The sequence below is a fragment of the Streptomyces sp. NPDC032161 genome (assembly GCF_040636995.1).
Lineage (GTDB): Bacteria > Actinomycetota > Actinomycetes > Streptomycetales > Streptomycetaceae > Streptomyces.
Genome location: NZ_JBEZVN010000047.1, coordinates 1 through 19,009, shown reverse-complemented (window position 1 = coordinate 19,009; position 19,009 = coordinate 1). Strand labels below are relative to the sequence as shown.

Genomic DNA, 19,009 nt, shown 5'->3' with positions numbered 1-19,009 from the left:
ACCGGTCAGCCCTGCTCGACCGGTCCGCCGGAGGGCTCGGCCATCGCGACGGCGATCTTCCGGGGGCCGGTGAACGGCTCCCGGGCGTGCGCGGCGAGCATGTTGTCGACGACCAGCACGTCGCCCTGCCGCCAGTCGAAGCGGCGCTGTTCGGCGCGGTAGCAGTCCCGCAGATGGGCCACCACCTCGTCCGGCACCGGGGCGCCGTCGCCGTAGTAGGTGTTGGTCGGCAGGTCCGCCTCGTCGTACATCTCCCGCAGCGCGGCGCAGAGGTCGGGCTTCAGCGTGGTGACGTGGAAGAACGTGAGGTGGTTGAACCACACCCGCTCCCCGGTGACCGGGTGGCGGTGCACGGCCTCGCGGCGGGCGCGGGTACGCAGGCCCCCGGCGGTCCACTCGGCGACCACGCCGTTGCGTGCGCAGTACGCCTCGACCTCGGCACGGTCCTCGGTGTTGAAGGCGTGCTGCCACGGGACGCCGAACCCGTCCATGAAGTTGCGCACCACCATCCAGCCGCGGGCGGTGAATTCCTCCCGTACCCGGGGGTCGATGGCGGCCAGTACCCGCCGGGTGTCGGCGAGCGGGGTGGAGCCGAGGGTGTCGGGCGGGGTCACGCAGAAGAAGAACACCGTCAGCGGCCAGGTGGCCTGGTAGGAGTTCTCGTTGTGGAGGAAGATCTCCTCCGACGGCGGATAGTCGGTCGAGGTGTACACCTGGCCCTTGATGGTGGACCGGGGCGAGGAGCGCTCGGCATAGGCCAGCGGCTCACCGCCGATGGTACGGACCGTCTGCTCGAAACCGTCCACCCCGTCGTCGCCGAAGCCGCGCAGCAGTACGGCGCCGTGCTCGCGCAGCCGGGCGCGGATCTCCGGGCGGGCGGCGGCCAGCCGCTCCGCGGGGGGCCCCTGACCGGGCGCGGCGGCCATCAGATGGGGAAGCGTCTGTCCGGACGCCTGTGGCTCGGCGGCCGCCGGCGCGAACAGCGCTGAAGGGTTCGCAGTCATACCCGCCAGGGTCGGCGCACGCCCGTCCCCCCGGCAGAGAACATCCGGCGAAGTCTTCGGCAGGGCGGGTGCGTTCCTTTCTGCGCGTCCTTCCCTGGGGCCGGTCCGCCACCGCCGGGCACGCTGGCGGCACCGTGCGGCCCGGCCGTTCAACCGGTGTGCCGGGCATCTGGTGCGGCTGTCGAGAGGATTCCCCCATGTCGGAGTGGAGGACACGTCCATGAGCAGGGTCGCCGACGACGCGGGTGCCGTTCCCGAACCGCCGCCGTTGCGGCGCAACCGGGACTTCATGCTGCTGTGGAGCGGTTCGGCGGTGGCGACCATCGGCTCCACGGCGTCCACGGTGGCGTATCCGCTGCTGGTCCTCGCGGTGACGGGCTCGCCCTCCGCCGCCGGGACGGTCGGGTTCGTCGTGCTGCTGCCGGCCCTGCTCTTCCAGCTGCCGGCCGGGGTCCTGGTCGACAGCTGGAACCGCAAGCGGGTGATGATGTGGTGCGACGGCCTGCGGGCGGCCGGCGCGGCCAGCGTGGTGCTGGCGCTGCTGGCCGGTGAACTGCGGCTGGCGCATGTGATGGTGGTCGGCTTCGCGGAGGGCACGCTCACGGTGCTCAACGGCCTGGCCTCCACCGCGGCGGTGCCCAATGTGGTGCACCGGAGCCAGCTGTCCGCGGCACTGGCCGGGAACGAGGCGCGCAGCCGGGCCGCCACCATGATCGGTACCCCGCTGGGCGGCGTCCTCTTCGGCCTCGGCCGGGTGGTGCCGTTCGTGCTGGAGACCGTCGCCTACCTGGTGTCACTGGCGACGCTGCTGGGCATCCGCAAGGACTTCCAGGCGGGCCGTCCCGGCGAACCGGCACGGGCCGGGGCCGGCACGGACGGCGGCCCGGCGGCGGACAGCCGCCGCACCCGGGTGCTGAGGCAGGCGGGCCGGATGGTGGAGGGGCTGACCTGGCTGTGGCGGCGGCCCCTGCTGCGGACCACGGCGCTCCTGGTGGCCGGCAGCAATCTGCTCTTCCGGGCGCTCTTCCTGGTGATGATCGTGCTGCTCGCCGAGGAGGGCGCCCGACCGGCCGCGATCGGCCTGCTGATCGGTGTGGCCGGGGGCTGCGGCATGCTCGGTTCCCTGGTCGCCGGCTGGTTCGGGCGCACCCTCCGGATGAACGCCCTGGTCATCGGCGCCAACTGGGTCTGGGCGCTGCTGATGTGCGTGCTGGCCTTCGGCGGCGGGCTGTGGCCGGCCGCGATCGCCTACACCGCGATGTGGTTCGTCGGGCCCATCTGGAACGTGGCGGTGGGCAGCTACCAGCTGGCCGTCACCCCCGACGAGCTGCGCGGCCGGGTGCTGAGCGCCTCCAGCCTGCTGGCCAACGGCGCCCTGCCGCTCGGCGCGCTGGTCGGCGGCCTGCTGCTGGACGGCCTCGGTGTGCGGGCCGCGGTGGCGGTGCTGGCCGGGTGGATGGTGCTGATGGCGCTGGCCGCCACCCTCGCCCGCCCGGTACGCCGGGCCACCATGACCGTGATCACCGACCCGTCGAGCCCCGTCCCCGCCGAAACCCCGGCCGCCTCAAAGACCCCGGCCCCTGCCGACGCCCTGACGCCCTCCGCCCCCGCCTCCGCGGCCCCCGCCGACCCGCGCTGAGCGGCCGCGCACCCCGCCCGGCCCCCACGACCCCTTCCCCGTACGAAAGATGCCGGAGAACACACCATGTTCCGTACCATGTTCAAGTCCAAGATCCACCGCGCGATCGTCACTCAGGCCGATCTGCACTACGTCGGATCGCTGACGATCGACGAGGACCTGATGGACGCCGCCGACCTGCTCCCCGGTGAGCAGGTCCAGATCGTCGACATCACCAACGGCGCCCGGCTGGAGACCTATGTGATCTCCGGGGAGCGCGGCAGCGGCGTCATCGGCATCAACGGCGCGGCGGCGCGGCTGGTGCAGCCGGGCGACCTCGTCATCATCATCTCCTACGCCTCCGTGACGGACGCCGAGGCCAAGGCGCTCGTGCCCCGCGTCGTCCACGTGGACCAGGACAACCGGCAGGTGTCGCCGACCGGTTCGGACCTCGCCGAGCCGGCGCCGGGCAGCGGCACGGTCCGCGGCGACCTCGTCCGGCCGCGGAACTGAGGACGGGCGCCGGGCCCGAGGTCCGCCGACCTCGGGCCCGGCGCCCGTCACCCGCAACAGGGCAGGGAAACCGTGCGGGCCGGTCAGATCAGACCGGCCCGCACCGCGCGTGCCACCGCGTGGGCCCGGTTGCGCACCTGGAGCCGGGCCATCAGTTCGTAGATGACGTTCTTGACGGTGTGCTCCGAGCAGGACAGGGCACGGGCGATCACCACGTTGCCGTGGCCCTCGGCGACCAGGGTCAGCACCGCCGTCTGGCGCGGGGTGAGCGGAGCCGCCGCCTGCGGCGTACGCGCGGTGTCGGGGGCCGGAGCCACGGGGCCGGGGCCGGGCTGGTGCGCGGTGCCCAGCAGACGTACCAGCACCCCGTAGGGCAGCCGGCCGTCGCCGTGGTGCGCGGAGTGCACGGCGGCCACCAGCTGCGCCGGCGTGGCGTCGGCGGTCCGCAGGATGGTCCGGGCACCCGCCCGCGCGGCCCGCAGCACACTGTCGGGGGAGACCAACTGGGCGGCCACCAGGACCCCTTGGCGGTCCCGGCCCCGGCCCTGCGGAGGCGGGCAGGACTCCACCGCCTCGTCCACGGTGCGGCCGGCGGCCAGCAGCACCAGCCCGGGATCCGGCCGCGGCCCCTCCGCGAGCGGGATGCCGGCCCCGGTGAGCCGCTGGTGCCAGGACCGGCGCAGGCCGTCGTCGGCGGCGCGCACATGGACACGTACCGGCGCACGGTCCGGTGCGGAACCGTACGCCGCGGAGGCGTGCGCGAGCGCGCTGCCGGCCGGCGTCGCGCGGCTCACAGCAGACCCGCCCGCAGCGCGTAGGCGACCGCGTGGGCGCGGTTCTTCAGCCGGAACCGCTGGGTGACGTTGTGCAGGACGGTGGTCACGGTCCGCACCGAGTAGCAGAGTTCGTCCGCTATCTCGCTGGTCTCGCGGCCGTCGGCGACCAGCCGCAGCACCGCGCGTTCGCGTTCGCTGAGCCCCGCCGCGCCCCAGGCGTCGGCAACGCCCGGGGCGGCGCCCTCCGCACGGTGCTCCAGGAGTCCGTCCAGCAGGTCGGGCGGCACCGCGCAGTCCCCGCCGGCCGCGGCCAGCACCGCGTGGGCCAGCCGCGGGCCGCTGGTCTCGCGGCGGCGCAGCAGGCCCCGGGCACCCGTGGCGATGGCGTGCAGTGCCTCCACCGGGCCCAGTTCGGTGGCCACGAGGACGACCTCCGGACGGTGCTCGGCGGCCCGGGTGCGGCGCACCAGGTCCAGCACCGGGTCGGCCACCCGGTCGACCACGACCACCGTCACGTCCGGCCGCTGCTCCCCGACGGCCAGCCGCACCTCCGGACTGCCGTCCAGGGCGCTCCGGGTGCCTGCCTCCAGCACCGGGTCCAGAGCAATGACGCTCACCCGCACCGGATCCCTCATGGGCTCTCCTCCTCGGTTGTGCCGGCCCTCGCCGGTGACACCGAGCATCGGCACCGCGGCCGCGCGGGACATCGGTGCACGGCACCCAGATTTGTGCCGCGTCCCCGCCCCCCGACCTCGCCCGGAACCGCCGCTACCGCCCGGATGGTCCGGCCCCGCGCCTGCCCGGTCCCGCACGCGGTACGGCCCCCGTCCCGGCCGGTGCCGGGACGGGGGCCGTACCCCGGGACCCCTGCTGATCCGCCAGCGGGGCCGTTCTTCGCGCGGGGGTGGGTGGGAAGCGCCGCAATATGGGGGGCCGTTCCCCATGCGCCCCCTCGTCCGGCGCTCCACCCGGGGCGCCGGACGAGGGGGCGGACCGCTCAGGCGGGCTCGGTGACCCTGGGCTCCGGCAGGAACCCGGTGATCTCGGTGCCGATCCCCGCCGCACGGGCGCCGCGCAGCACCAGCCCGGCCAGCGCCAGATCCAGCACCCCCAGGCCGAACGGCGAGAACAGCGTGGTGCGTCGGGGGTCGCGGTGGCCCGCGTCCCCGCTCCGCAGGAGTTCGCCGAGAGTGGTGTCGATGAAGGAGCGGTCACCCACCCGGGTCTCCGCCAGATGCACGGAGGTGGCGGCCCGGCAGACATGGTCGGGGTCGTCCACCACGTTCACCGCGTCCAGGACGCCCTCCACCGTGACGTCCCGCAGCGAGACGTGCAGCACCAGGGTGCCGGGCCGACACGCGCGCAGGTCCAGGTGCGGCACGGTGGCCGTGGTCGCCAGGCTCACCAGCCGATGCGCGCCCACCGCCGCCTCGGCGCTCCGAGCCACCCGCACCACCCGCCCGTCCCCGCCGAACTCCGCAGCGCAGCGGGCACGGAATTCCTCCGCCCGTCCGGCGTCCAGATCGAAGACCGTGAGGTCGCTCAGCTCGGGCCGTACCACCAGCAGGAAGCGGAGCACCTCGAAGTTGATCACGCCGCAGCCGATCAGCGAGACACCCGTCTCCCGACCGCCCTCGGGCGGGAGCGCGGCCGCGGCGAGCGCGGCACTGGCCGCGGTGCGCCGGGCGGAGATGGTGGAGCCCTCCACCAGGGCCAACGGCCGGCCGGTGCACATGGAGTTGACGATGATCGCGGCGGAGGCGCGCTCCAGGCCGTCCGCCACATTGCCGGGGAAGGAGGCGATCCACTTCATGCCTGCCAGCGGTTCCGGCCCGCCCAGGTAGGCGGGCAGCCCGATGATCCGGTTGCGGGTGTCGTCGGGGAAGCGGAGGAACACCGAATGCGGCAGCGAGGTCTCCTCGTCGGCATGGCGCAGATACGCGCCCCGCACGGCGTCCAGCACCTCCCGCTCCCGCCCGTCCAGAAGCCGCCGGACGTCTCCGTTGCCGAGCGTCAGCATGGTGTCACCCCGGTCATCTCACCGTTCTCGGCCATATCGGCCCCCTCGTCCTTCCACAGATGGGTGACCTCACCGAACTGAGTCTTCACCCACACGTCGTCGTAGATCGTGTTCAGATAGCGCTCGCCGCGGTCCGGCATCATCAGCACACAGGTGGCGCCGTCCGGGATGCGTCCGCTCAGCTGTTCCAGGGCCGTGGCCACCGCGCCGGAGGAGCCGCCGAGCAGCAGCCCCTCGCGCAGCGCCAGACGGCGGCAGCCCACCAGGCTGTCCAGGTCGCTGATGTGCAGCACCTCGTCGGCGAGCCCGCCCCGGTAGAGCGGTGGACGGACCGCCGCGCCATGGCCCGGGATCAGCCGGCGCCCGGTCGGCGGCCGGAAGATGGCGCTGCCCTCGGCATCGACGGTGACCACGCGGGTGGGCAGCCGGTGGGCGCGGATCAGGTCGGCGCAGCCGCGCAGGGTGCCGGAGGAACTGATGGTGCAGAACAGGTAGTCGGGGGCCCGGCCCAGATCCTCCACGATCTCCTTCATGGTGATCCGATGCGCCCAGGCGTTGCGGGGGTTGGCGTACTGGTTGGGCCAGTACGCCCCGGGCAGCGCGGCGACCAGCTCCCGCACCCGCGCGATCCGCACCGGCTGGAACTCGCCGGTGACCGGGTCGCGTTCGGTGACGGCGTGCACCTCCGCACCGAGCGCCCGCATGATCGAGATGTTCTGCGGATTGGTGCGCGGGTCCACCACACAGATGAACCGCAGGTCCAAGGCGCGGCACGCCTGCGCCATGCCTACGCCGAGGTTCCCGGAGCTGGACTCGACCACGGTGCCGCTGCCGGGCACCACCGCGCCGGTGGCGACCGCGTGGCTCAGCATGGTGTAGGCGGACCGGTCCTTGATGCTGCCGCCGGGATTGACCGACTCCAGCTTGGCCCAGACCCGGAACCGGGCACCGGGCAGCAGCCTTGTCAGTTCCACCAGCGGCGTCCCGCCGACGGCGGCCAGCGCTCCGGTGCGGTCCGCGCCGTACGCGGTGGGTGCGGGACGCGAGAGATCGGTGGCGTCGGGCGGTACGGCTTCCTCGTCCTCGGGCTGGTCCGCCCGCGCCACGAGGGCCGGCCGGTATCGCGGCTGGGAGACGGAGTTCATCGCCGGGCTTCCCCTCGGTGTCGGTAGGCGGATCAGGCCGAAACGCTCTGTCGTCCGCCCTGACCGGCCGCCGCTCCGGCGGCCTCGCTCTCCATCCGGCGGCGCAGACTGGCGGGACGCATGTCCGTCCACACCCGGCCGATGTGGTCCAGGCACTCCTGCTTGCTGCCCTCGGTGCCCTCGGCCCGCCAGCCCGCGGGCAGTTCCCGTTCGGCCTGCCAGATCGAGTACTGCTCCTCGTCGTTGAGCACGACGCGGTAGACGCTCTCGGTGTGGTCGGACATCGCCGTCTCTCCTCGGTCGGTGGGGGGCGCCGCGGTCGATACCGGCGCCAGAGCGAGCGTGCCCTCCGGCGACGGCCGGCCGTAGAGACAAACGGGCAGCGGTGACGGCGGCGGCGGGCCGCCGTTCCTTCCCCCGCCGCGGACCACCCGTCCCGCCCCGGCGCGGAGGCCGGGTGGCCGGCACATCAGCCTGGCGGCCTCCTGGTCGAGGCCGCGGGATCCCGGGGCATGGCGTCCGCTTCGGCGAGGACGGCGCGGGCGTGGGGCGGCCAGGTGCCAGCTACGGCCGAGGTCGTGGGTGGTGCGGGTGGTGTGCGGCGCTTGCTGCAACGCGCTGGCCGGCGCCCGGTCGGTCTGCTCCACGGATCAGCGAGGGCCGGGCGGTGGCCTCCTGATGGCGGCCCGGGATCATCAGGGTCCGCACGCTCGTGGTGAGAGTGTCGATGGCCGGGGTGCGGACGGTGACGAACGCGGAGTGGTAGGCGAGGCGTTCCTCGAGCCGCCGTTGATCCTCACCGGTGGCTCCGGGGACCGGGCGGTCGCGGGGGAGGCCGGAGCAGGTGCCGGGGCGCACACCGTGGTCCGTGGGGAGTTCACAGGAACAGACGGGTGGGCCGTGGCTCGATTACCCTGTTGCCCGCTCGAACCGGCACGGGCCTCTGCGAGGACGCCAGGCCTCGCAGAGGTGATCCATGGGGATCCGGCCGGTACGAACAGACGACGCGGCGTGGCCACGATCAGCGAGGGGTGACAGTCGGCATGTCCCAACCGGACCACCGTCCACATGCTGCGTCGGACGCCGTCGGGGAACCGGAATGGCCGACCACTCCGCCACCGCCCCGCCCGCTGGGGCCCGGCGATCCCGCCGAGACAGGCCCGTACCGGCTCGAGGCGGTACTGGGCGCCGGTGGAATGGGCCGGGTCTACCTGGCACGGACTCCGGCCGGCAGCGCCGTGGCAGTCAAGCTCGTGCACCGTGAATACGCGAGTGACCGCAGCTTCCGCAAGCGGTTCGAGCAGGAAGTGGCCGCGGCCCGGCGGGTTCAGGGTCTGTACACCGTGCCGGTGGTCGACGCGGATCTGCAGGCTGACGAACCGTGGCTGGCCACGGCTTATGTGCCTGGTCCCGCCTTGCACGATGCGGTGGCGGGACACGGGCCGCTGTCGGCCATCGCGGCACTGGCGCTGACGGCTCGGGTGGCCGAAGCCCTGCAGTCCATCCACGCCGCCGGAGTGATCCACCGTGACCTCAAGCCCTCCAACATCCTCCTGACGTCCGACGGCCCCAAGGTCATCGACTTCGGCATAGCGCGAGCCGCGGATGTCACGTCCGTGACCAGTACCGGAATGCTCGCCGGGACGCCCGGATACATGGCACCCGAATACATCAGGGGACAGACCGTCACCAAAGCCGGCGACGTCTTCGCCCTCGGGGCCATCGCCGCGTTCGCCGCCACCGCACGACCTGCCTTCGGCGGCACGGGCCACAGTGTGCTGTACCGCATTCTGGAACAGGACCCCGACCTCGACGGCTGCCCCGAACTCGTCCGGACCATCGCCGCACGGTGCCTGGAAAAGGATCCGCAGCACCGGCCCACCCTCGATGAGGTCATACGCTACTGCCGCTCGGCCTCAGCTCCGGGAGATACGGGCGGCGCAGGGCATACCCTCCCATCTCCGCCGAGGGCCCGGACCGTCGTCGACCCCGCACAGGGCTTCCACGACGCCGTTACCTCCCCTGCCTCGTCCGCGACCCCTCTGGGACAGGGCGCGGGAGCCGGGCCAGGCGCCTCGGTGCGTCCACCGGCTGCGGGCAGGCGGCCCGAGACCGACAGCCCGCTCCCTCCCGCCGCCGTCACGGCGCACCCGCCCGCTGCCCTGGTGTTGAGCGGAATCGGGGTAGTCGTCCTGGTCGCCGTGCTCATCGCCGTCCTGCTTCCCGGCCAGTCGGCGGACCGTGCCACGCCATCCACGATCGAGCCGATGGCCACGCTCACCGCTTTTCCCGAGAAGCCCGCGAGCGTGGCGTTCAGTCCCGACGGCAAGACCCTCGCCATGGCCGGCAACGACGGCAAGGTGCGGCTGTGGGATGTGGACGGCCGCCGGACCCGTACCTTCCTCACCCAGCGCTCCAAGTCCGGCACCAGCGGGCCCCGGATCACCGCCGTCGCGTTCAGCCCCGACGGGAATCTGCTGGCCGCCAGCACCCGCGACGACGGTCTAGGGCTGTGGGATGTGGCCAAGCACCGACTGGTCGCCACCATCAGCAGCGCCCCTTTCTACGGAACATTCGACAGCGTGGCGTTCAGCCCCGACAGCCGCCTCCTCGCCACCGGGGGTGTCAATGGCGTACGGCTGTGGAATGCGGACAGCGGCAAGGATCAGGGCAGAAAATTCGCCGTCCTCGACGAAGAAATGAATGCCCGGCAGGTGGCGTTCAGCCCTGACGGCAAGACGCTGGCCACTGCGGGCTACCGCAACGACAAGTACGGCCACACCGACGGGTACGAGGCACAACTGTGGGATGTGGCCAAGCGCACGGCACACGAGCGCTTCGGCCTTTGCGAGAACGATTTGGCCGTGGCGTTCAGCCCGTCCGGCAAGAACCTCGCCACCGCATGCGACGACGACACCGCGCCGGTAAAACTGTGGCGAGCGCCCATCGGCCGCTCCCAAACCTCCCTCGACGAGACGACGAACGGGAAGGTCGGAGTCACCTACAGCCCCCGTGGTACGACACTCGCTGTTTTCGGCGGCGAGATGGTGCAACTGTGGGACACGACCGAGCACGACCTGCAGGCCCAGCTGGTCGGAAACACATCGAACGTAGGGAGCGTGGCATTCAGCCCCGACGGCCGGCTCGTCGCAACCGCCACCTTCGACGGTGCCGTACGACTGTGGAAGGCCCCGCATCCCTGACCGGATCGAGCGGCTCTAGGGGTGGGGCGGGGTCAGGAGCCGGGTGTCCCCGGCCGCCTGGTGAGGAATTCCTCGAAGGCCATCAGGGACGCACTGTTCGCCGGGGGCATTCGCTGTCGTGCAATCGCGTCCTACGATGCACGCGAGGGGCTGGTCGGCGCGCCGACCGCCATGGTTGCGACCCTGGGGAGCGCCGCACAGATGACCCCGCCCCTCCGACATCCCGGATTCATACGTCGCATGCTGTGCCGGCTCGGGCTCCACAGGGACCGGCGCTTCGCGCCCGACGAGCTCGGTCACCCTGCCACCCCATGCCTTCACGAGTGGCGGTGTGCGTTCTGCGATCGGCTCCGACGATCCGGTGTGCTGCACCAGTACGGGCGCGAGCAACCCACGGACGATCCGTGCCGGAGGACCGCTGCCTGTGTCCGCTGCGGCCATGAAATCGGGTGCGTCCGGCACGCGAACCGCCTCGTCCCGGTGGACAGCCTCCCGGCGGCGCAGCGGCCGGACTATGTCACCTACTACCGCAGGGCCACACCCTGCGACTACGCGCAGATCTGCCGGCGCTGCGGCGAGACGGACAACGACGTGGTCACCGAGCACGACTGGGACCACCCATGGTGGGGCGGCAGTTGCCGACGATGTGGCGAGCGGTGGGTCGACGACGGGGACTGACCCCGTCGGGGAGCGACCGGTATGGGGCTTACGAAGGGTTCGTGGGCGCACCCGCACGAGCCATGCCGGCAGCCGTGAACGTCGCTGCGGCCGCCGTGGCGGCAGCAGTGAATGCGACGACCAGCCACACACCGCCGACGGGGGCATTCGTCTGCGGCGCGGCGAAGCCTCCTGGCGCCGCGTACACCACGAGCCGGTCTCCTGCCTTCGCGTCGGCGGGGCATGCCTTCCCGAGAGGGATCAGGTCCGACTCCCTCAGATTCCGCTCGAGTTCCGTACCGTCGAGCCGTTCCAGCGAGCACTCCCACCAGGACCGGGTGACCTTCCCTGTCGGAGAGTTCCTCTCGTGCCGTACGGCCTTCGTGACGACGGTGTCCACCGGCTCGCCCCACACATCGAGCACGGCCTGGTCGAGAAACCCCAGCAACCCCAGAGCCAGCAGACTCTCCACGATCGCGGTCACCCCGAAGTGCCAGGGATCAAGCCGGACGAAGCACACGCTGATCAATGCGAACCCGGCGCCGAGGACCAACAGCGCCGCGATGGCCGCCACCGCCGGGTGCGGCCACCAAGCGGGAACCAGCACTGCCGCGGCCACGGCCAGCCCGCACGTCAGCACCGAAGCGGCGACGCCCAGCATGGCGCCGGCCGCCCACCACCGTGGTCTCCCGCTCACTGATTCCTCCTCAACGGCCGTAGTCCCCAGGCGTATTCATGCCCGGAGCGCCGGCGGTCCGACCCAGGTGCGAGCGACCTGCCCGCGGCCGCCCGGCCCCGCTGTCAACCCACGCCAGGGCGGCCATGGCCGGGTCCAGTAACGCGCCCGCCACAGCCACCACCTCTGGAGTCGGCCCTGGCCGAGAACGGGGCGCCGATCCCCGCGGGTGGGCGCGTTCGGACGGCTGGACCTCGCTCCCGGGAGCGGTCTCGCCCTCCTGTCCGGGCCGCGGCCCGAGGCGTTCACTGTCATGGCCGCCGCATGTCTGGCCGGACGGTCAGCGCGTTCGGGGCCTCGGCCTGGCCATAGTGCTGGCTCAGGATCGGGCAACCGCTCGTGATGGACGGCTACTGGAACAAACCCGAACAATCGGCGGCAACGCTGGCGGGCGGCTGGCTGCACACCGGCGACATCGCCCGACGGGACGCCACCGGCCTGATCACCATCGTCGACCGGATCAAGGACACCATCATCAGCGGCGGATTCAACGTCCACCCCCGCGAAGTCGAAGACGCACTGTGCACTCACCCCGCCGTGGCTACCTGAGCCGTCTTCGGAACTCCCGACCCGCACTGGGGCGAAGTCGTCACCGCGGTGGTAGTCCTGCACCCTGACCAGTCAGCACACCCGCCGAACTGACCGAGCACGTCCGTAACCTCAAGGGCGCGGTCTGGGCACCGAAACGGGTCCACCTGAGGGATTCACTACCGCTCACCCCGCTCGGCAAAATCGACAAGAAGAAACTCCGCGAACAACACTGACACCGGAACGGAACCTCCCGTATACCAATGACCACTTGCACCCAACAGCCTCAGAAGCCCGGTCTTCGCTGGCTGCTGAGACGGGCGACGCCCAGATCACGGCGGCGCTTGGCCTCTTCGGCGCGGGCGAGCGGTGATCGCGCGGGGCCGTTCTGCTCACCGCAGCGGCAGGACAGGACACGACGGTGAGCCCCGTCGGGGGTTTGCCGTGGGCGCGCATCCAGGCATCTCGTTGAACGGCTGGTGGGCGTGTTCTCGGTGGATCCACGGGATCTCCGTGAGCCCGAGTCCGGGGAGGCGGACCCAGATCTGGCGGACGTCGTGCGGGTTGGTGTGGACCTCCCACTTTCCGCCCCGGGCCGCCGCACCGGAGTCCTGCCCCCGGTGCGGGCCGAGGAGGTCGCCATCGTAGGTGCGGTGGTGCAGCTGGATGCCGCGGTTGGTGATGGGCTGCCAGCGCACCGGCAGCAGCTCCAGACAGCCACTGCCGGTCAACGGCGGGCACGTATCCGGCGACGGTGACCAGGGCCGCCCACATCTCGTTCGGGGACAGCGCGAACTTTGGCAGCACGGGATGCCGCAGCCCCTGGTGCGGGCGGTGGTGGTAGTGCACGAGCCATTCGTCGAGGAGGTTCTGCAGCTGGGCGACGCTGTAACAGGCTTCGCGTGCCACGTCCTTGTCGCGGCGGGTAACGTCGGAGCCGGCTCCCAACACCCCTCGCACGCACGCTCCGCAGCCTGTCCAGCGTCCTCGGAAACTCAACCAGCCCAGGGCACAAAGCCACTCAAAATCCGGGATCGAAAGCAGGCACTGAACCCACGGGGCTCAGGTCGAAGTGCGCCCGGTTCTGGCCGAGGTCCCGGTGACGTGCCCTGCTGAGTGGACGGCAGGCAAACACATCGGGCCCTGGGGCTGCTGGCTCAGAACGAGTCGCCATGCCAGTGGGTTGCTCCCGTGGCCTGCAGCGTGGCGCGTATCGCCTCCGGCGGGGCAAGGAGCGGGCGGGCCATACCCACCGTCTGCGTCCGCTCCCGGGCCTGATCCTGGGCGAGAAGCCGGGGCAGGGCAGCGCGGACGGCTGGGTCCTCGGGGAGGTGGGCCCGGCCGACTGCGGCGCCCGCCGCACGGCCCCGGCGGGCCACCGCGGCGAGCAGCTCACCGAGGGCCGCGGGTGCGGCTTCCGTCACCGCGCACTCGCGGACCTCGACGGCCTCGCCGATGTGCTGGGTCACGGTGTAGCCGACCGCCGTCCCCCCGTTGTCCTCGGCGATGAGCCATTCGGCGCCGGGACCGTACCAGGCGGGCACGCGGTGGATCCAGTCGTTGGCCGTCCGCACCGCGGTGAGTGGGCGTGCGGCGTTGAATCCGGCGTGCAGTTCTGCCAGCCGCGAGGCGTCGGCCGGGGTGGCCGCACGGATGCGGAAGCGGGGCTCGGGTGGGCCAACAGTGGTGAGTGGGCCCTCAGCCCAGGAGGTGCGGAAGCCGGTCCAGCCCGAGCGCTCGTAGACCCCGGGAGTGGCCGTGAACAGCAGGGACCATGTGCAGGACTCGGCGGTCATGGCCTCGGCGGCAATGGTGAGCAGCCGGCGAACCAGGCCTTGGCCCCGTGCCTCGGGGCGGGTGGCGACATTGCCGATACCGCCCACCCGTTCGACCCGGCCGCGGGCGTCGCGGAGCTGACGCGGCACGTAGCAGACGACGGCGTCGACCGTGTCACCGCGCGCGGCCACGAAGGTCCGCCGGTGGCGGTCGGGGTCCAGGGCGTGCAGTGCCGGGAGGTGCGGGGCGTCGAAGCAGATCGCCCATAGTGCGTGCACGGCTGCCTCGTCGGCCGGGGCGAGGGTGCGGAAGGTGTGTGTCATGGCGTCAAATTTCCTTCTGTGCTGCCCCGGTCACCAAAGGGTGGCAGAGCTGAGCGTCGTAACGCCGCGTACGCGGCGGGGCAGATGAAGCGCATCCGGTGCATCTGTTCGGCGAGCACTCCGCCGTCCACGACGATCCGGGCCCCGCTGATGTGCGCCCCGGCGTCCGAGGCGAGCAGCAGCGCGCCCACGTTCTCGTCGGGCACCGAGTAGCAGCCAAGCGGAATACGCTCCCGGTGGGCCGTCTCGAACGCATCGCGGTCGAAGGGGGGAACGCGCCGTCGATCGGGGGGCCGGACCGTGCCGAGTGCGAGGGTGTCGGCGGTGATGCCGTGCGGTGCGAGTTCGACGGCGAGGGCTGAGCGCCGCATCGACGACACCGGGCCACGGCGTACGGTCGCCGTGGCCCGGTGTCCGCGCGTGGGTGTCACCCACGCCTGGTCTGTTGAAGGCTCACCGCGTCGACGTATCCGGTCATGAGGTTCCACGCGGACGAGTACAGCGAGACGCGGACCGACGTCGTACCAGGCGGAGCCGTACCACTGGCCTGCGCGTCGATCCAGCGCCGCTGGTCCGCGCTGCGGAGCGGTGCGCTCGCCATCCGGCCGACGGGCCGGCCGGCCCTGTCGAGGAAGGTCAGCAGCAGCACCGAATCGTCGGTGCTTCCGTCCTCGATGTACACCTTGGCACGGGCCCGGTAGAAAGCCCCCGCGGCAGCCGGCACCGGCTCACCGGTCAGCTCCGCCGACGCCTCGGGGCCGCTCCGGGCCGCATCGACGATCTTCATGCTGCGCCTGCCGGTGTACGCCCGCTCTTGGGAGAGGGTGAACAGGGTGCCACCGCCCTGCCACCCTCGGACGGCGCCGTCGTCCAGCGCCGCCACCTCGAAGCCGGCGTTGCCGACGGCCACGGCGCCAGGCAGGCCGCGGCGCACCGGGATCATCCGCAGCCGGGACTCCGCCGTCTTGCCGAGGAAGTAGATGTTCTCGTGGCCGTCGGCGTCCCGGGCCAGGGTCATGAAGGCGACCTCCTCGTCGTAGGCGCCGAGTGTCACGTGGTCCATGGTCTTGGGGTCCACAACGGTGAGCTTGCTGGCCAGGGTGGTGTACAGCAGGCCGTCGGCGCCCCAGCGGAGGTAGACCGGCCGCCACATGCCGTAGTTCTTCACCTCGGGGTAGACGTTCTTGTACTTGACGACCTGGAGGGTGTCCGGGTCCATCGCGAACAGGAATCCGTCGGCCGCGCCCCACAGCAGGCCGTCGCGGCCGAAGCTGAGACCGCTGATCATCTTCGGGCTGTCGAGGCCGGGGAGGTCGAGAGTGAACTCCTTGACCTTGCGTTCGCCGGCGACATCCCAGACGAACATCTTGGCCTCGGCCTCAGTGGCGTCGGTACCCAGACCGCCGTGGACGGTGGTGGAACCGTAGATCCGTCCGCCGCGCTGGGCGAGCCCGGCGACGCTCTGGTTGTGGACGATGTCGCGGTAGGTCTTCTTCTCCCCGTCGTCGGGGTCGTAGATGGTCAGCGCGCCGCCGAGCTTTCCGTAGTCGGGGATGGAGCCGATGAGCAGCTTGCCGGCGTGGGCCTTCATCACGTACGGCCGGTCCTGTTCGGAGCCGAGACGGAACTTCTCGGAGACGGCCGGGGTCGCCGCGTCCAGCTTCGCCGAGGAGATGATGCCTCCGGGGTAGATGCCGAAGTACATCGTGTCGCCCAGGCCCGCCATGCCCTCGGCCTGGCCCATCGGGAAGCGGGTGGTGCGGCCGGTGCGCGGGTCGAATCGGGACCCGGTGCCGCCGGGGTAGCCGCTCATGAACAGCGTGCCGTCCGGCGCGGCCTCCAGGTTGTGCAGCGGGTTCGGCGCGCCCTGCACCACCGAGGGCAGCGCCTTGCTCCGACGTGACGCGATGTCGAAAGCGGTGATCCTGCCGCCCGACTGCAGGGTGACGAGCGAGGTCCCGGGGAGGTCCGGATCATCGAGCGGTATCCAGGCGGCACCGCGCAGCGAGGTACCGAAGGCGATTCCGGTCGAGCGGGACTCCAGCGTCGCCGTGTCGATCTCGTACAGCTCGCGGTTGTTGGCGACGTACACCTTCCCGTCCCGCGACTGAAGCTGGTTGAAGGAGAAGACCCCCGCATCGGACGGCGTGTTCTTGCCGACGGACTTGTCGCTCCACATGCCGGCGTCGAGGTCGTAGAAGAGCAGCTTCATCTGCGGGTCGGCGAACTTGACGAACAGCCAGCCGTCGACGACCGCCATGTCGTAGGCGAAGGGCACCTCCTGGGGCTCCACTCCGAGGAGCGCCGGGACCTGGCCGGAGATCCTCGTCTTCGTACCGGTGGCGGTGTCGAGCCGGATGACGTCACCTACGGAGCCCACGCCCGCGTAGACGGATCCGTCGTGGTAGGCGATGGAGCGCACGTACTGCTGGCCGGGCACCATCTGCCCGTAGTCGTGGAAGTCCTTGCTCTGCGGGTCGTATCTGAACACCTTGCCGTTGGGGAAGGTGCCGATCCAGACATTGCCCTCCGGGTCCGTGGTCATCGACCACAGCGACTTTTCGCCCGGAACGGTGCCGAGCTTGCGCACTTCCTTGTCGGCCGGGCTGTAGCTCCACAGCTCTCCCGTCTGGCCGCCGGTGATGGCGGCGATGTAGACGGTGCCGTCGGGGCCGATCGCGTGCCGCCAGGACTGCTGCACGCCAGGCAGCGTGAACGAGCGCAGCAGCCGGTTGTCCCGGATGTCGATGACGTTGAAGATCGCGTTCTCGGCGGAGACCGTCGTGTACATCGTGGGCCGGCCGTCCTCCGTGCCCACCACGGCGTCGTTGACGGAGACCGTTTCCTGCTGGACGCCGAGGTCGGCCTCGGGGCCGAACCACGTCCGGTCCAGTGCCGATTTGCTGGTGCCGCCACCTCCCCGGGCCGCGGCCAAGGGTGCGGGACCCGCGACCAGAACGGTCAGGGCGAGCAGCAGGATGAGGAGTGGTCTAGGGCGTTTTCGGGGCACCGTGGTCCCTCCAGATTATGAGAGTCTTCCCAATAAGTGGGCGTTTTGTTCGCGGACCTGAGCGGCCTCAGCGTCCTCCTGACGCTTGACCATCGCAATATTTTCGTGGACTCTCTGATTAATCCCTACGGCTGAAACGACGTCAAGAGGAGTACATGGACGCATCCCGACTCGCCGGCGGTGACCTGGCGCAGCTGCGTCGGCTCAACGCGTTCGGCGCGCTGCGGGCGCTGAGAAGTGCCAGCACGCCGGTGACGCTGACCGAGCTGGCCACGCTCACCGGTCTCTCTCGCGCCTCGGCGGAGGACCTCGCCACCGAGCTGACCGACCAGGGGTGGGCGGCCGAAGTCCCGCCCGCGCCCGGCGCGGTGGGGCGGCCGGCCCGCCGTTACCGGTTCCGGGCCGAGTCCGGTTACGTCTTCGGGCTGGACATCGGAGCCCACAGCGTCCTCGCCGTGCTCGCCGACCTCTGCGGCACGGTCGTCACCACGGCCCGCCGAACGGTGCCGCCGGACATCCGGCGCGCCGACCGGCTTGCCGTCATCGGCGACGTGATGACCGAGTGCCTGGACGACGCGGGAATCGACGCCCACCAAATCTGGACGATCAGCGCCGGCACCACCGGCGTCGTCGGCCCGGAGGGAGACGTCGTACTCGCGGGAGCGGCCGCCGACTGGACCGGTGTACGGCTTGCCGAGCACCTGGACGAACGCTGCGCCGGGGCGGTCCTGGTGGACAACGACACCCGGCTGGCAGCACTCGCCGAGCAACGCCTCGGTGCGGCACGGGACATCGAGGACGCCGTCTACATCCACGCCGGTCTCGGCCTCAGCGCGGCGCTGATCATCGGCGGCCGGGTGCACCGGGGATACGGCGGCGCGGCGGGCGAGATCGGCAGCTTCCCCGTCACCCCCTGGGCGACCGCCGCCACCCGCCTGGCGTGTTGTCCCGCCGTCCCGTCCGACGTACCCCCGCGGAACGCCGCCGCCCATGTGCTGGCCGCCGCCCGCCGGGGCGACACCGTCGCCGTGCGCGCCGTCGACCGCTACGCCAGCGACGTGGCCCTCGGCCTCGCGGCCATGGTGCTGACCGTCGACCCGCAACGGGTCGTGCTGGGTGGGGGACTGGCCCAGTCCGCCGACGTCCTGCTCCCTCGCCTCCGTAACCGTCTGGAGCCGCTGTGCATCCGGGTCCCCGATCTCCAGCCGTCCTCGCTCGGCGACGACCGGGTCGCGCTCGGTGCGATCTGGCGAGCCGTCGAGCACGTCGAGACGACGTATCTCGCGCACAACCGGCGGCCCACGGCGGCGCGCCCGTGAACGGCCGTTCCGGACCTCCCGTCATCGACCTGGGCAGCCCGTGTTCCGGATCGCAGAGACCACTGCGCGGTCCGCCTTCCGGCTTTCAGGCGCCCCCGATACGCGCCGTATGCATCGGCAGCTGGCCCCTGTCAGCTCTCCGCACCCGGTAACCGTTGACGGCTCCGCGTCCAGGCATCGTCGCGCGAGACGCCTCCCGGCCCCACCGTACGCCTTGTCCGTCGCGTGCCTCTCCTTCACCTCCAGGGAGCTCTTGGGAATGTCCATCCACCTTCCGATATCCGATCGGCCCGTCCGGGTCGCGCTCGTCGGCGCCGGCAACCGCGGTCTGACGTACGCCGAGTGGATCAAGGCGCACCCCGAGCGCGCCGAACTCGTCGC

At 71.6% G+C, this 19,009-nt stretch carries 16 protein-coding genes and 2 pseudogenes; 6 read left to right on the top strand and 12 right to left on the bottom strand.

The annotated features are described in order from the left end of the window. Positions 1-5: 5 nt before the first annotated feature. Positions 6-926, bottom strand: a complete 921-nt coding sequence (locus tag AB0E67_RS33410) for a TauD/TfdA family dioxygenase (protein ID WP_362034036.1) — start codon at positions 924-926, stop codon at positions 6-8. Between the two features lie 298 nt (positions 927-1,224). Between AB0E67_RS33410 and AB0E67_RS33405 the strand changes: the two genes are divergently transcribed. Next, positions 1,225-2,643 (top strand): MFS transporter, encoded by a 1,419-nt coding sequence (locus tag AB0E67_RS33405; RefSeq protein WP_362034029.1) that lies wholly within the window; start codon positions 1,225-1,227, stop codon positions 2,641-2,643. Positions 2,644-2,709: 66 nt separating this feature from the next. Continuing rightward, a complete protein-coding gene (panD, locus tag AB0E67_RS33400) occupies positions 2,710-3,135 on the top strand; it encodes an aspartate 1-decarboxylase (protein WP_362034026.1) in 426 nt (141 codons plus the stop codon). Between the two features lie 83 nt (positions 3,136-3,218). Here panD and AB0E67_RS33395 read toward each other — a convergent pair whose 3' ends face one another. The 6 genes and pseudogenes from AB0E67_RS33395 to AB0E67_RS33370 form a co-directional block, all read right to left on the bottom strand. After that, positions 3,219-3,929 carry a LuxR C-terminal-related transcriptional regulator gene (locus AB0E67_RS33395; protein WP_362034023.1) on the bottom strand — a complete coding sequence of 237 codons (711 nt, stop codon included), beginning with the start codon at positions 3,927-3,929 and terminating at the stop codon, positions 3,219-3,221. Then, positions 3,926-4,546 carry a response regulator transcription factor gene (locus AB0E67_RS33390; RefSeq protein WP_362034020.1) on the bottom strand — a complete coding sequence of 207 codons (621 nt, stop codon included), beginning with the start codon at positions 4,544-4,546 and terminating at the stop codon, positions 3,926-3,928. The genes AB0E67_RS33395 and AB0E67_RS33390 overlap by 4 nt, the downstream gene beginning before the upstream one ends. A gap of 362 nt (positions 4,547-4,908) precedes the next feature. Beyond that, complete coding sequence (gene sbnB / locus AB0E67_RS33385; RefSeq protein WP_362034017.1) at positions 4,909-5,931, bottom strand: 2,3-diaminopropionate biosynthesis protein SbnB; 1,023 nt, start codon at positions 5,929-5,931, stop codon at positions 4,909-4,911. Further along, the gene (gene sbnA / locus AB0E67_RS33380) at positions 5,925-7,076 is read right to left on the bottom strand and encodes a 2,3-diaminopropionate biosynthesis protein SbnA (RefSeq protein ID WP_362034014.1); all 1,152 of its coding nucleotides are present in this window, start codon (positions 7,074-7,076) and stop codon (positions 5,925-5,927) included. The genes sbnB and sbnA overlap by 7 nt, the downstream gene beginning before the upstream one ends. Positions 7,077-7,108: 32 nt before the next feature. Further along, on the bottom strand, positions 7,109-7,360 hold the full coding sequence (locus tag AB0E67_RS33375) for an MbtH family NRPS accessory protein (RefSeq protein WP_362034011.1): 252 nt from the start codon (positions 7,358-7,360) through the stop codon (positions 7,109-7,111). 364 nt (positions 7,361-7,724) lie between these two features. Then, positions 7,725-7,934 (bottom strand): annotated as a pseudogene (locus tag AB0E67_RS33370) (hypothetical protein); the annotation flags it as partial. Positions 7,935-8,119: 185 nt separating this feature from the next. On the opposite strand from AB0E67_RS33370, the gene AB0E67_RS33365 reads away from it, so the two are divergent. Next, on the top strand, positions 8,120-10,279 hold the full coding sequence (locus AB0E67_RS33365; RefSeq protein ID WP_362034008.1) for a serine/threonine-protein kinase: 2,160 nt from the start codon (positions 8,120-8,122) through the stop codon (positions 10,277-10,279). A gap of 480 nt (positions 10,280-10,759) precedes the next feature. After that, a complete protein-coding gene (locus tag AB0E67_RS33360; protein WP_362034005.1) occupies positions 10,760-10,957 on the top strand; it encodes a hypothetical protein in 198 nt (65 codons plus the stop codon). A 28-nt stretch (positions 10,958-10,985) separates the two neighbouring features. Here the strand turns inward: AB0E67_RS33360 and AB0E67_RS33355 are convergent, their stop codons facing one another. Further along, complete coding sequence (locus AB0E67_RS33355) at positions 10,986-11,633, bottom strand: hypothetical protein (protein WP_362034002.1); 648 nt, start codon at positions 11,631-11,633, stop codon at positions 10,986-10,988. Positions 11,634-12,014: 381 nt separating this feature from the next. On the opposite strand from AB0E67_RS33355, the gene AB0E67_RS33350 reads away from it, so the two are divergent. Beyond that, positions 12,015-12,221 carry a hypothetical protein gene (locus AB0E67_RS33350; RefSeq protein WP_362034000.1) on the top strand — a complete coding sequence of 69 codons (207 nt, stop codon included), beginning with the start codon at positions 12,015-12,017 and terminating at the stop codon, positions 12,219-12,221. A 443-nt stretch (positions 12,222-12,664) separates the two neighbouring features. Here the strand turns inward: AB0E67_RS33350 and AB0E67_RS33345 are convergent. The 4 genes and pseudogenes from AB0E67_RS33345 to AB0E67_RS33330 all read right to left on the bottom strand — a co-directional run. Next, positions 12,665-13,139, bottom strand: a pseudogene (locus AB0E67_RS33345) (transposase); the annotation flags it as partial. Positions 13,140-13,357: 218 nt separating this feature from the next. After that, positions 13,358-14,299 carry a GNAT family N-acetyltransferase gene (locus tag AB0E67_RS33340; RefSeq protein ID WP_362033997.1) on the bottom strand — a complete coding sequence of 314 codons (942 nt, stop codon included), beginning with the start codon at positions 14,297-14,299 and terminating at the stop codon, positions 13,358-13,360. Continuing rightward, positions 14,296-14,670, bottom strand: a complete 375-nt coding sequence (locus AB0E67_RS33335) for an SDR family oxidoreductase (RefSeq protein ID WP_362033995.1) — start codon at positions 14,668-14,670, stop codon at positions 14,296-14,298. Before AB0E67_RS33335 ends, AB0E67_RS33340 begins: the two co-directional genes overlap by 4 nt. A 56-nt stretch (positions 14,671-14,726) precedes the next feature. Then, positions 14,727-17,234, bottom strand: coding sequence for a hypothetical protein (locus AB0E67_RS33330; RefSeq protein ID WP_362033993.1), 2,508 nt, complete (start codon positions 17,232-17,234; stop codon positions 14,727-14,729). Between the two features lie 230 nt (positions 17,235-17,464). Here AB0E67_RS33330 and AB0E67_RS33325 point away from each other — a divergent pair, with 230 nt between their 5' ends. Then, positions 17,465-18,628, top strand: coding sequence for an ROK family transcriptional regulator (locus AB0E67_RS33325; RefSeq protein ID WP_362033990.1), 1,164 nt, complete (start codon positions 17,465-17,467; stop codon positions 18,626-18,628). Positions 18,629-19,009 lie beyond the last annotated feature (381 nt).